Origin of the sequence: Paenibacillus sp. 7523-1, from assembly GCF_002276415.1 — a bacterium.
GTDB classification, from domain to species: domain Bacteria; phylum Bacillota; class Bacilli; order Paenibacillales; family Paenibacillaceae; genus Paenibacillus; species Paenibacillus illinoisensis_A.
This window is the reverse complement of sequence record NZ_NPBR01000009.1, coordinates 91,312-105,422: the sequence shown is the minus strand read 5'-3', so window position 1 is coordinate 105,422 and position 14,111 is coordinate 91,312. Positions and strand designations below refer to the sequence as shown.

Annotated in this window: 10 protein-coding genes; all 10 read left to right on the top strand. The window is 47.0% G+C overall.

Features of this window, described 5'->3' with window-relative positions:
• Window positions 1-120: 120 nt before the first annotated feature.
• The 10 genes from CHH60_RS11450 (at window position 121) to metG (ending at window position 14,035) form a co-directional block, all read left to right on the top strand.
• Window positions 121-1,485, top strand: a complete 1,365-nt coding sequence (locus tag CHH60_RS11450; protein ID WP_095359304.1) for an ABC transporter substrate-binding protein — start codon at window positions 121-123, stop codon at window positions 1,483-1,485.
• 51 nt (window positions 1,486-1,536) lie between these two features.
• Complete coding sequence (locus tag CHH60_RS11445; RefSeq protein ID WP_095359303.1) at window positions 1,537-2,421, top strand: carbohydrate ABC transporter permease; 885 nt, start codon at window positions 1,537-1,539, stop codon at window positions 2,419-2,421.
• A complete protein-coding gene (locus tag CHH60_RS11440; RefSeq protein WP_095359302.1) occupies window positions 2,421-3,251 on the top strand; it encodes a carbohydrate ABC transporter permease in 831 nt (276 codons plus the stop codon). Before CHH60_RS11445 ends, CHH60_RS11440 begins: the two co-directional genes overlap by 1 nt.
• A gap of 30 nt (window positions 3,252-3,281) precedes the next feature.
• Window positions 3,282-5,117 carry a cache domain-containing sensor histidine kinase gene (locus CHH60_RS11435; RefSeq protein ID WP_095359301.1) on the top strand — a complete coding sequence of 612 codons (1,836 nt, stop codon included), beginning with the start codon at window positions 3,282-3,284 and terminating at the stop codon, window positions 5,115-5,117.
• Window positions 5,118-6,368 (top strand): response regulator, encoded by a 1,251-nt coding sequence (locus CHH60_RS11430; protein WP_095359300.1) that lies wholly within the window; start codon window positions 5,118-5,120, stop codon window positions 6,366-6,368.
• Window positions 6,365-7,963, top strand: coding sequence for a beta-N-acetylhexosaminidase (nagZ, locus tag CHH60_RS11425; RefSeq protein WP_095359299.1), 1,599 nt, complete (start codon window positions 6,365-6,367; stop codon window positions 7,961-7,963). The genes CHH60_RS11430 and nagZ overlap by 4 nt, the downstream gene beginning before the upstream one ends.
• Before the next feature lie 263 nt (window positions 7,964-8,226).
• Complete coding sequence (locus tag CHH60_RS11420) at window positions 8,227-10,479, top strand: stalk domain-containing protein (protein WP_095359298.1); 2,253 nt, start codon at window positions 8,227-8,229, stop codon at window positions 10,477-10,479.
• Between the two features lie 367 nt (window positions 10,480-10,846).
• Complete coding sequence (locus tag CHH60_RS11415) at window positions 10,847-11,311, top strand: Fur family transcriptional regulator (RefSeq protein ID WP_095359297.1); 465 nt, start codon at window positions 10,847-10,849, stop codon at window positions 11,309-11,311.
• Window positions 11,312-11,313: 2 nt separating this feature from the next.
• The gene (yidD, locus tag CHH60_RS11410; RefSeq protein WP_095359296.1) at window positions 11,314-11,571 is read left to right on the top strand and encodes a membrane protein insertion efficiency factor YidD; all 258 of its coding nucleotides are present in this window, start codon (window positions 11,314-11,316) and stop codon (window positions 11,569-11,571) included.
• Between the two features lie 433 nt (window positions 11,572-12,004).
• Complete coding sequence (metG, locus tag CHH60_RS11405; protein ID WP_095359295.1) at window positions 12,005-14,035, top strand: methionine--tRNA ligase; 2,031 nt, start codon at window positions 12,005-12,007, stop codon at window positions 14,033-14,035.
• Window positions 14,036-14,111 lie beyond the last annotated feature (76 nt).

Sequence of the window (14,111 nt, the reverse complement as noted above, 5' to 3'; positions counted from 1 at the left end):
TTGTTCAGTGAAGGATTTTATCCCCTCATTGATGAATTGTCATCCTTACGATGGTAGCTCCGGCTTTTTATAATCAGAGTGTAAAACCAATTGCGCAATATCCGAGGAGGGTCAACGACGATGAAAAAAAGAATGATAATGCTGCTCTCACTGCTGCTGGTAACGTCCTGGACGCTGGCTGCATGTTCGGGCTCAGGGAACGAAAATCCGCAGGGAGCCTCAGGCTCCGAACCGGAGACGAGCAAGGAACCAGTGGAAATGCTGCTGCGTCACACCCAAGTAGGGGCGGATAAACAGAAACGGTTGGCCATTCTGCAGGACGTCGTCGACAAAGTGGAAAGTGAGGTCCCTAATCTGACCTTTACGCTGGACGGGGTTGAATCGGATGTGAACCGGAAGGAAAAGCTTCGCGGGGAAATGGCGGCCGGCAATCCACCGGATATTTTCGAACTGTTCGGCAGCCCGGACTCCAAAGTGTATGCCAAGGAAGGCATGCTGCTGGATCTGACACCGATTTTGCAAGAGCTGGGCATTCAGGATCAGTTTACATCCCTTGAACCATTCACGTATGAAGGCAAAGTGTATGGACTGCCGATAGGTGGTTCAGGCGAAGGTTTCTTCTATAACAAAGAATATTTTGCAAAAAAGGGCTGGCAAGCACCAACGACCATGGCTGAGCTAGATAACATGCTGGCCGAGATCAAAGCGGATGGGAAAGTGCCGCTTGCCTCTGCTTCCAAGGCCGGCTGGGTCCCACTGATGTTGACGAACCATCTGTGGTCCCGTTATGCCGGTCCCGAGATTACAGCGAAGTTTGCAACTGGTGAAGCCAAGTGGACCGATCCGGGTGTGATTCAAGGTTTTGCGAAGCATAAGGAATGGGTCGATAAGGGGTATTTCAAAAAAGGCGAGCTTGGCTTCGAATACGCAGAGTATACGACTCAATTCACAAGTGGTGAAGCGGTATTGATGTATGACGGAACATGGAAGTCATCTGTATTCAAGGAAGGACAGAGCGGGGAATCGTTGATCGGTAAGGTTGGATTCTTCAATATGCCGCCGGTAGAGAATGGCGTAGGAGATCAGACTTCCCTCATGCGTGATGTCAATAATGGATATGGCTTCTCGGCATCTGTAGCGGAAGATCCTCAGACGCTGGAAGCGGTAAAAGCGTTCATCAAAAATTTCTATAATGAAGATATGCAGGTGCGTGGACTTGTGGAGGATGGAGTCCTTCCTGCCATGAAGCTGGATGAGAAGGTATTAACGGACAGCATTACCGACGAGCTGATGAAGGAGATCGTTGCTGTCCTGAATGCATCCCAGACATCATTTCCAGCCTTTGATGCACTGGTACAGGCGGATGTGACCACCGAGATCAGCAATCTGCAGATTCAAAAACTAATTGGCGGACAGACTACGCCGGAGAAGATGGCAGAGGAGCTGCAGCAAGTTCAGGAGGAAGCCAACGCTTCCGTGGAATAATGAATCTACTCAACCCAAAGCTGCAACTGAAGTTACTGAAGGAGGCTGAATATGAACACTTCACTCCGCAGCCCACTCATCTACACGCTGTTTGTATTACCGGCATTGATTTTGTTTGTCATGTTTTTCCTGTATCCGATTGGCAGCTCACTGTACTATAGCTTGACCAGCTGGAATGGCGTTTCGACAGACCCACGATTTGTGGGTTTGTCGAATTACGCCAAGGCTTTAACCGATGAACGGTTTTGGATATCCACACGGAATAATGGCTTTTTTATCGGATTTTCCGTATTGATCCAGGTTCCGCTGATTGTATTATTCTCATTGCTTATTGCCAATGTCAAACGATTAAAGGGAGTATACAAAACGGCTGTTTTTTTACCTTCCATTATGTCGACGGCGGTCATCGGTATTTTGTGGGGATTTATCTATGAGCCCAACATTGGGCTATTAAATCAACTGCTGAATACGTTTGGCATTCCGCCGGTTTATTGGCTTTCGGATAATCGTTTCGCGATGCTGTCCATTCTTGTGACCAATGCCTGGCAGTGGACCGGATTTTACATTGTTATGGTACTGGCGGCCATTCTCGCCATTCCTCGTGACCTGGATGAAGCAGCAGCCATCGATGGTGCTACGGCAGTACAGCGGGCCACCCGAATCACGCTGCCGCTCATCAGGCCCATTATTTCGGTTGTCATCATGCTGTCCATTGCGGGAGCGATGAAGGCAGCAGATATTGTGCTTGTAATGACCAAAGGCGGACCGGCCGGCTCCACCGAGGTGCTTGCTACGTATATGATCAAATATGCGATTACCAATTTTAAATATGGGTACGGCAATACGGTAGCGGTTCTGATCTTTGCTCTGACACTTGTGCTGACGGCTGTGTACCAACTGCTCGTGGCAAGGCACAACGAAAGGGTGGAGTATTGATGGTAAAGAATATACGAGCCAGTATTCCTCATGTGTTGTTGATGTTATATTTAATCGCTATTTTATTTCCCTTTTTATTCGTTATCTTCTCTTCTTTCAAACAGGATAACAATGAAATTGCTCTTCATCCTTTTGGTCTGCCAACTAACTGGGTGTTCAGCAATTACGTGGAAGCCTGGGTCAACGCCAAGATTGGTACGTATTTCTGGAACAGCATGTACATTTCGGTGCTCTCTTCGGCAGGTACCATTATACTGGGCGCCATGTTTGCTTTTGCTGTAACCCGGATGAGACACCGCAAGTGGAGCCTGTTTCTCTATAGTCTTATACTGGCCGGCATGCTTATTCCGAACAATGCGCTGATGCTGCCCATTTATTTGCTCGTCCGCAAGTTGGGCATATTGGACACGCATCTGGCTTTGATTGTTCCCTATGTAGCAAATGCAATTCCTTTTACGATTATTATACTGGCTGCTTTTATGAGATCACTTCCCGGAGAGATAGAGGAAGCAGCGGTAATGGATGGCTTGAGGGCCCCAGGGATCTTTGCTAAAATAGTGATACCTCTTACAGTTCCAGCCATCGTTACGGTATTTATCGTGAATTTCCTCGGCAACTGGAACGAATTTTTGCTCGCCAATTATTTCCTATCTACAGATAAGCTGCGCACCCTGCCTGTAGGCATGGTCCAGTTTCGTGATCAGTACCAGATGAACTATGCCCAGATGTCCGCAGGAATTGTATATAGTGTTGTGCCTGTCATTGTTATTTACGCCATACTACAGGAGAAAATCATTGAAGGTGTGACCGCAGGCGGTGTCAAGGGTTGATGGCCTTCGCGGTTATTGGGGAGAACGGATATGAACTTGCGCATGAAGCTGGCCTTGGCATTTCTGCTGTTAATCATTGTACCGATGTGTGCACTGGGTATCGGGATGTTCCTGGTCACCTCGCACACGATTGAGAAAAAATACAACCAACAGGCCGAATATGCCCTCCAGGCCATTAGTTACAATATCGAAAATGTTTTTCAGCAGATAAACAATGTCACGGATAACGGGATCGCCACGTCGGTATTTCAAATGGCACTCAACGCCAAAGACCCGACCAAGCAGGATCTCGGGACCGGTAATCAATTATCGCTCAATGCCAGCCAGCGCAATTTCCGATCTCTTCTATATAACTATCCGTTCATTAGCTATGCTTTCTTATATGATCTGCGTTCTTCCCAGAACAATCAGATCGTCTCCATATTCACTAAAGAAAATTTTGAAGCGCTTCCTTTTCAGCAATTCAAGGTACATCCTTTATTTCAGGAAATCCATCAGCTTAATGGCGTGCCCAAATGGCTTGCCCCGCTTGAGTATCCCGAACTTACCGGTAATGATCCTGTCTTTACGCAGATCAGGCTGGTCAAGGAACTCAGTTATTTTCAAAATATCGGGATTCTGGTGGTACAAATAAAAAAAGGGGAGATCGATCGCATCTTCCGGCATTTGCAGATCAGTGATTCCGCACAAAATACGTCCTTTCTATTAATTAATGAAGAAGGTTTGGTAGTCTATGACCCATCCGGGCAGTACAGCGGGGAGAATATGGATAACCTCGGTGTAAATGCCGCCAGTTATGGACCCGGTTTCAGCAGCATCCGAACGGTATTTGATGGCACGGAGAGTATCCTGTCCCAGTATCATCTGAAAAACTACGGTTGGAGTTTAATCAGTGTAACCTCGTGGGAAGCGTTGTCGGCCGAAACCAATGTATTCGCAGGCTGGTCGGTGATCATTATTCTGGTCTGTCTTCTTGCTGCGATGGTCTTCAACCTGTTTTTCATGAATCGGATTACAGGCAATATTGCGGTGCTGGTCCGCTTCATGCGGCGAGTCGAGGATGGTGACTTCAACGCACGGGTAGAGGGAAAAGGATTCGATGAGATGCAGCTTCTTGCCCATGGGTTCAATGAACTGCTGGACAGGATTGGAAGCCTGTTTCGCCGTGTGAGGGCAGAGCAGCATCAAAAGGCCAAGGCTGAACTGCGTGTGCTGCAGGCTCAGATCAAGCCACACTTCCTGTTCAATACATTGGAATCTATCAACGGGCTGGCCATGCGAGGAGAGGGACGGAAAGTCAGCGAAATGGTAAACCGTCTTGGCAATATCCTTCGGATCAGTATTCAGGATCAGGAAGAAATTCCACTGGGCGAGGAAGTAAGGCATCTCCAGAGTTATCTTGAAATTCAGCAATACAGATTCAGCGAATTGTTCACGTACGAAGTGGATATACCTACTCATTTATATGCATCCTCCGTACTTAAACTGACCTTGCAGCCGTTAGTAGAAAATAGCATTCAGCATGGTTTCGAGGGTATTGAGTACAAGGGAGTACTTCGAATCCGTGCGTTTGAGCTGCACCATAATCTGATACTGCAAGTGGAGGATAACGGGCTTGGCATTCCCCAGGAAATAATGGGGAGATTCGAATACATGGCAGAAGATCCTCCGGAACATTCGCATGCAAAAGAAGGGGAGCACTCCCTATCCTCCATGGCTGAACGCCGGGGACTCGGCTTACGAAGTGTGGCGGATCGGATACGAATTCGATACGGGGCGGGATATGGCATATTTATCTGTTCTGCTCCAGGACATGGGACAGTGATTCAATGCATAATTCCACGATATGAGCAGGGGGATGCCTAGATGAATCTGACGGCAATGATTGTTGATGATGAACTGCCGATTTTGGAAAATTTGAGACTGATCCTGCCCTGGGAAGACATGGGGATTGAAATTACGGGCACGGCCAGAAGTGGAATAGAAGCACTGGATAAGGTGGCTGATTGCCATCCTGACATCATGCTGTGCGATATCCGCATGCCTACCATGGATGGTTTGGAACTTATTCGAATCCTGCGCGAGCGGGGCGAGTCATGTGAAATTATTTTGCTGACCGGATATCAGCAGTTCGAATATGCCCGAACGGCCATCCGTTACAATGTACATGAATACATATGCAAACCTATTGATTACTCGGATCTAGAGAACAAATTACGTGAGTTAACTGAACAAATTATTCAGAAGAGAGTAACAAGTGAGTCTGAACGCCATCGAAGTATAGAAATGGAAAACTGGATCAGGCACAAACATGTGACAGACTTGCTGCGGGGTGAAAAGGAAAACCTGGCATGCTTCCCAGTGCAATCTTCGGAAACGTTGCCCTCTGCAGATCGCTATGTCCTGATCCTTGTGGATGCAGAAGGTTATTTCCGCCATTCCATCGGCTGGACAGCTGACCAGCATCAGCAATGGCATGATGAAATCCATACCATTCTTAAAGGTCTAACAGAAGTAATAGAAGGAAGCATCATAACTCATGTCCGTAAGGGGGAATGGGGCATATTGCTCAAGGCTTCGCTTGGATGGGAGACCAGAGCAGATCAACTAGCTCAGCGTATTCAAAAGAGGCTTAATGCCATCTTTGCTTCAGACTCAGCAATGAAGGCAAGGATTATTCTTGATGATACGCCCGTATGTCTGGACCACCAGATTATTGAGCGATACCGGCACTGTCAGAAACAAAGCGCCTCGCGTCCTTCGGTTTCGGAATGGATCAAGTCTGCATGTGAGTATATGGATACACATCTGGATCATGATCTTGGCATAGATGAGGTAGCGGATTGGCTGGGAATCAGTTCGAGTTACTTTTGTCAGCTGTTCAAAAGTCATGTGGGGGTTACATTTGTTGAATATATGACCCAGAAACGGATGGAAACAGCAGCGATGTTATTGAGTACAACGGAATGGAGCATTACGTCGATTGGGGAAGCCACGGGCTATAAAGAGCGGCGTTATTTCTCCAAGGTATTTCATAAACATTTTCATATGAAGCCGTCCGAATACAGGCAAAGCCATAGAATAGCCACTTCATTGGAGGAGGAAATGCAGACATGAGCGCATGGGGACATTTCACACTGGAGCAAAAGGTGGGTCAGCTGTTTATGTGCGGCTTTCATGGACAGCAAGTGGATGAACAGATTACGCGCTTGATACAGGAATACCATGTTGGGGGTGTTATTTACTTCAGGCGCAACGTGGAAAGTGTAGAACAATTGACCCGTTTGTCTGCCGAGCTGCAGAGTTTGGCCGCAAAAAGCAGTGAGCTGCCGCTTATGATCTCAGTAGATCAGGAAGGCGGTATGGTTGCGAGAATTGATAAGGACGGGATTACCCGAGTGCCGGGAAGCATGGCTCTTGGCGCAACAGGTCATCCGGACTACACGTATCAATGTGCACGGATTCTTGGGGCCGAGCTTAAGCGGATTGGGATCGATATGAATCTTGCGCCCGTTGTTGACGTGAACAATAATGTTCTTAATCCGGTGATAGGCGTGCGATCCTATGGAGAAAATGCGGAGAACGTCGCTGTCCATGGTGCGGCAGCCATCGCTGGATATCAGTCCAGCGGCATTGCTACGACAGCGAAGCATTTTCCGGGGCATGGAGATACGGCTGTTGATTCACATCTTGGCATGGTAACGGTTCCGCATGAATGGCAAAGGCTGGAGCAGGTGGAACTGCGGCCTTTTCGCCGGGCCATTGAGGCAGGTGTGGATGCCATCATGACCGCACATGTGATTTTCCCGGCAATTGAACCTGAGCCTATTCCTGCAACATTGTCCCGTAACGTATTACATGAATTACTGCGCGAACAAATGGGGTTTAAAGGAATTATCATTACAGATTGCCTGGAGATGCACGCGATCTCCAAACCATATGGGGTTGCGAATGCGGCTGTTCGTGCAGTGAAGGCGGGAGCAGATTTGATTCTGGTCAGTCATACCCTGGAGGAGCAAATTGCAGCAATAGATGCAGTGGTAGAAGCGGTCCGCCATGGAGACATCGAAGAGCAGATCATTGACCTGGCGCTGGAGCGTGTCGTGGATTGGAAGCAAAGACGCTGCGGTAATCAATCAAGTGATCAATCGAGTGAAGATTCAAGTATGCCATATTCGTTTTCATCCGTTCCGGAGAAGTTGCTGTTAGATGAAATTGCATGCAAAAGCATTACCGTAGTGCATAATGACGGTGTACTGCCATTAAAGCCCGAACAAAATGTGTTTATTATATGGCCAGAGGTTGTACAGCGAACAGAGGTAGATGAACCTTGGTCTCATTCGGATTCACTTGGGATGGTGCTTGGGCAATACAAAAAACATGTTCGGGAGCATAAAATAACAACACAGCCGTCATATGAAGAAGCAGAACGAATTACGAAAAGTGTAATGGAGGGAGAACAAGTCATTGTATGCACGTACACCTCGGCTGGGGTTCTTCCCAAAGGTCAGCGTTACTTGATTGAACGGCTAAGTGTAAACCATTCATTAATTGTCGTAGCTTTGCGTAATCCCTATGATCTGCTGGAAATACCCAGACCGGGAGCTTACGTATGTACTTATGAAAACACACCTGCCGTGGTACGTGCACTCTCCTCGTTAATTACGGGTGAACTGAATCCGAGTGGAAGCTTGCCCGTCCGATTAAGTTAACTTTATAGTGAAAAAGATGACCTTACTATTATGTGGGATATTCATCCATATAATGGTAAGGTTTTTTGGTTGAATAAACCAATTGAATCTTTGAATGATGATGAAATGATAACTAACTATTTTCATAGTGTTTTCGCTCTATTAAAACTTTACATTTCTAATCTATTATTTTTAGCAACTTTTCCCGGTGACAAGCGTCTAATAGTATGACTTTTTGAGGGGGATATTAATAAAATGGGAGCAGAAGGAGCCAAAGAAAAAGAATGAATTTGAAGAAGAAACTGTCTATACTTACCGCTTTAGCTGTTTTTCAGGCGTTTGCAGCCATTCCTGCGAATGCACTTGCAGCTGATCAGAGCGATTCGACACCAGTGAATACAGCCAAAGTTAAATCCGTTGAGGTTATTAAGAAAGAACAAACCATAGCGGAATCCGAAGTAAAAGATCAATCAGGTACACAGACATCCGATAACGATACAACGGAGGAGACGAACCCTGAATCCACAGATTCATCAGGTACGGACGTTACTCCAGTTGACCCTGCAGCTCCTGCTGAATCTGAAGATGCAGAAGGTACAGAGGAAGAAGCGCCAGCACCTACACCTGTAGAGGTTGAGCAGCCTTCCACTAGTGGTCAGTCCGGTACTGCCGGTGGAGACCTGACGCTGTACATGAACAGCAATAAAATGGTGCAGGATGGCAAGACATATCTTGCTGGACAGCCGATGGCTGTCAAAAATGGTGTATCCTATGTAGCGATCCGCGCGCTGGTTGACCGAGTTGGCTATGATGTGAAATATGACAACACGACCAAGGAAACAATCATTATTAGCGGGGAAGATGAACTGCGTTTTAAGACCAACAGCAAAATCTATACCGTTAATGGTGAAGCAAGAACGATGAAGGGCGCTGCTTACCAACAAAAGAATACGTTTATGGTGCCGCTGACTTCAATTACACAGGCACTCAATATTACTTATACAGTGAACCAATCCGCCAAAACGGTGGTATTGAAACTGAGTACCAAACCGGTAGCCAGTTTCACGGTACCCAAAGAAGTTTTTGCCGGTGACAACGTAACGTACACAACGAAATACAGTTCTCCCAAAGGACTGGACATTGTGGATGAGCGCTGGACTGGCCGTCAGGATTCGTTCGACCAACCAGGTACATATACGGTAACGTATGCTGTCCAGGATTCAAGCGGTCAATGGAGTGATCCTTACTCTGTAACAATCCAGGTCCAAAAACCGAATCTTCCTCCTGTAGCGATGTTCACTACAGACAAGGAAGAGTACAAAATGGGTGAAAAGATCACCTACATTGATCAAAGCACAGACGACGAAAATGCCATTGAGACAACAGAGTGGGACAACAACGCACTGGCATTCTTTGTTCCAGGACCGAAGACCATTACGATTACAGTTACAGACAAACACGGTCTGAGTGACAGCTATTCCAAAATCATTAATATCACGGGCGAAACGCTGTACACTCTCTCTGATTTCAATCAATTGTTCACACCGGTTGGTGGGAAGTTTACCTTCAATGGTGGAGAAGTACCTGCCATGGAGAAAGTTCCATACACTTACTATGATGAGCAAAGCATTCTGATTCGCAGTAACAGTCCGGAAACCGTTAATAGCGAAGGAATTGTCTACAAGGAATCTTCGATTGGACAAACACGTTTTATGATTCACCACGTGAATAATACAGGTAAAAACGTAAAAATGTACGTTGTGGCTACCAACAACAATATGTATCCGGCAACATTGGAGCAGCAAAACATGGGCTTCGCGGGTCCATCTCCGTTTGCTACTGTAGCTGGGAAACTATCGATTGACCGCTGGTTCAAATCCATGCAGGAAGGCACTGGCAAATTGGACGTGGTCCTGCAGCCAGGAGAGAGCAAACTGGTTCTTACGGAACTTAGTGCTCTGCCGATGAAGAAGGGCCAAGTGATCTCCCTGTACTCCGATGTATTCAGCGATTACAGACTGGATTACAACATTATTATGATTGAAGAAAACAAAGATCCGCTGGAAGTATGGTCTACGCTGCCAGTGCTGGATCGTGATGGTGTTCACAACCGGGGGACTTACCCGAATGCAACACGTGTCATTACGTACGATCAAGAAGTAGGTGCGAAGCCTTCCCGTCTTCCGCTTGGTGACAATGCAAGTGATCCAAACCTGGTCGGAACAGACCCGATGGCCTACACAGATGCTTCCAACGCCGGTAATTTTGGTGTGCTTTATAAAATTACACTGAATAACGTAGCACCGCGTACGCTGATCTCGTTCAACCCTCGTGGTGGTAAATATTCGGGTGTGGCACTTGTTAACGGTCAGGTTGTACAAATTTCCGAGGGTAAATCCTTGAGTGCTCCTAACGAGCAAAGTGTACTCTATCGCACAGGCTCTTATGGTGAGAGTGTTACCATTCTGTTTTCAGCGGCACCAGGAAGCAATCTTCCTGTAAATCTGCTGTTCACCCCGCTTCCGGCTGAGAAGTAATCTTGACCAGGCAACAAGGAACGGACGGTTTGGAGTGAAAGCTTATATTTCATATACCCGATCACCCCAAAAGTCGCCCGAAGAAATGATCTTCTGAACCGTCAGAGAAGGACTCCATGTGAATGGGGTCCTTTTTAATGATCTGACGTGAACAGTGCGCTTCTCGTTTCGTTGACTCTAATCCGAATTTGAGGCATTATTAGAATTATAATAACAAGCATGGTATCAGCGTTGCATAATTGTAATTCCCATGAAGTCGATGGGTAACATCTGGACGAATAAACCTTAGTAATCTAACCTTTTGCTAATTTGGATTTGCTGTTAGGATGTATGCATAATGCTTGTATGACAGGAGGTGCTTGAAGTCATGCTGTCGACAGAACAGATTATTAATACTATGTCCTCACAGGGACTTCGCATTACGGATCAGCGGAAGACACTGGCCCGGTTATTTGCCGAATCTCCTGGGTATCTTACACCCAAGGACGTCTATGAATATATGGGTAAGACTTACAGCGGACTGAGCTTTGACACGGTGTACCGGAACTTGCGTGTCATGCAGGATTTGGGTGTGCTGGAGCAGGTCATTTTTGAAGACGGTGTAAAATTCAGAGCGCATTGCAGCGAAGACCACCATCATCATCATATGATCTGTCTAAAATGTCAGAAGACCTATCCGATCGTTTTTTGTCCGATGCAGCTGGCAGATGCTCCAGAACAGTTTCAGGTTGTGGATCATAAATTCGAAGTGTTCGGATACTGCAAAGATTGTGCGGAATATGCTCCGGCGAAAGTGTCCAATGGGCATTCACACAATCACGGGAAACACTAACAATGAAGCTATCCCGCAGAGTGGCACAGGCGCCGATTCGCGTATATCGGAATTACATTTCTCCCTTGAAACCACCTACATGTCGCTTTTATCCGACTTGTTCGGCATACGCAATGGAAGCGATCGAGGTTCATGGCGCATTCAAAGGTTCGCTGCTGGCTGCCAAGCGTATCGCAAAATGCCATCCGTTTCATCCCGGTGGCGTTGATTTGGTTCCGCCAAAGACAGAAAAAACGATCATGGTACATGATGAGGGATGAAGGTGGAGTCATTAACGGCATGATCGGATGACAAGGTCGTAGTTGTGCTGCTGCCGACTTGACAAAGAGGGCAGCATTTCAGTATATTTTTCGTATAATGATTTCCAGTGAAGGGATAAGTACAGACACACCCCCAGTGCAGAGAGCCGGATAAGCTGAGAACCGGTCTGGGAGGAGGATGGAATATGGTCCCCGAGGAACCTCTTTCGAGCGTGCAGACGTGTATGTAGACGCTGTCGTAAGGCTGAGGCGTGATCCAGCGTTAATGGGCGGTCGAAGGACCGGCAGAGCCTGTGTTTTGCAAAAAGCACGGGGAATTTGGGTGGTAACACGTGAGATTTACTCTCGTCCCATAGGGGCGGGAGTTTTTTGTGTTCTTTTTTAGCTAAGAACGCGAAAGCAAGCATGACATATGAAGGAGGAGAAGTCTTTCATGACTAATCAAAAAACATTTTATCTGACGACGCCGATTTATTATCCGAGTGACAAATTGCATATTGGGCATGCGTACACAACGGTAGCTGGAGATGCAATGGCTCGTTACAAACGTCTGCGCGGTTATGCAGTGCGTTACCTGACAGGAACCGATGAGCACGGACAGAAAATTGAACGGAAGGCTCAGGAGAAGGGTCAGACACCACAAGCATTTGTAGACGACATCGTCGTAGGCATCAAGGAGCTGTGGAACAAGCTGGATATCTCCAATGACGATTTCATTCGTACAACGGAAGAACGTCACAAAACAGTTGTACAGGATATTTTCGATCGTTTGCTTAAACAGGGAGATATCTATAAGGGTGAGTACGAGGGCTGGTACAGCATTCCAGATGAAACCTACTACACGGAAACCCAACTGGTTGATGTGGAGAAGAATGAGAAGGGTGAAATTGTCGCTGCCAAAAGTCCGGATAGTGGACACCCGGTAGAACTTGTCAAAGAAGAATCCTATTTCTTCCGGATGAGCAAATATGCAGATCGTTTGCTGAAATATTATGAAGAGAATCCTGGTTTTATTCAGCCGGAATCCCGCAAGAACGAGATGATCAACAACTTTATCAAGCCCGGTCTGGAAGATTTGGCTGTTTCGCGTACAACGTTTGAATGGGGCGTGAAAGTCAAAGGCGATCCAAAGCACGTCGTATATGTCTGGATTGATGCATTGTCCAACTATATTACGGCTCTCGGCTACGGATCATCCGATTCATCACTGTATGACCAGTTCTGGCCTGCAGATGTTCATCTGGTAGGTAAGGAAATCGTTCGTTTCCATACCATCTACTGGCCAATCATGCTGATGGCGCTTGACCTGCCTTTGCCGAAAAAAGTATTTGCGCATGGCTGGTTATTGATGAAGGACGGCAAAATGTCCAAATCGAAGGGCAATGTCGTTGACCCAGTGACCCTGATTGACCGTTACGGCCTGGATGCACTGCGTTATTATTTGCTGCGTGAAGTTCCATTTGGTTCGGATGGTACGTTCACTCCAGAGAGCTTTGTAGAGCGTGTGAACTCGGATCTGGCCAACGATCTGGGGAACCTGCTCAACCGTACCGTTGCGATGGTGGATAAATATTTTGAAGGCAAGGCACCTGCATTTACTTCGGGTGTAACGGAATTCGATGCTTCACTGGAAGAAGCTGGCCTTGCAGCGGTGGATAAAGTGGAGCAGGCGATGGAAAATCTGCAATTTTCCGTTGCGCTGACTGCGATCAGCCAATTTGTTAGCCGGAGTAACAAATATATTGACGAGACACAGCCGTGGGCTCTGGCACGCGATGAAGCGAAACGGGATGAACTCGCATCCGTTATGTCTCACTTGATCGAAAGTTTGCGTATTGCTTCCATCTTGCTGCAGCCGTTCCTGACTCGTGCTCCGCATAAAATCTGGGAACAGCTCGGTATTCAGGAGGGCGAACTTACAGCATGGGATACGTCTAAGCAGTGGGGTGTAATACCAGCGGGTAATGCTCTGCAAAAGGGTGACCCTATCTTCCCACGTCTCGACTCGGAGCAGGAGGTTGCGTATATTGCTGAAGCCATGACAGGAGGCAAAAAAGCGGAACCGCAAGCGGATGGCACACAAGGTAATGCTGGCGATTCTGCGCAAGCATCCGAACCCGTGACTGCACCTGAGGGCAAGGAAGAAATCGGCATCGACGATTTTGCCAAAGTGGAACTGCGTGTAGCACAGGTTATCGCCTGTGAACCAGTCAAAAAAGCCGATAAGCTGCTGAAATTGCAGCTGGATCTTGGTTATGAGCAGCGTCAGGTCGTATCAGGGATCGCCAAGTTCTACTCCCCGGAAGAGATGGTTGGACGCAAGGTCATTTGTGTAACAAATCTCAAACCAGTAAAATTGCGCGGTGAGCTGTCCCAAGGTATGATTTTGGCGGCATCTCATGGAGACCAATTAACACTGGCTACGGTACCTGACAATATGCCTAATGGTGCACAAGTAAAATAAATTCTGTTGAACATTTAGTCAGATGCTTGATTAATGACGAATGAAGGTGACCCGATACTATCGGGTCGCTTTTTTT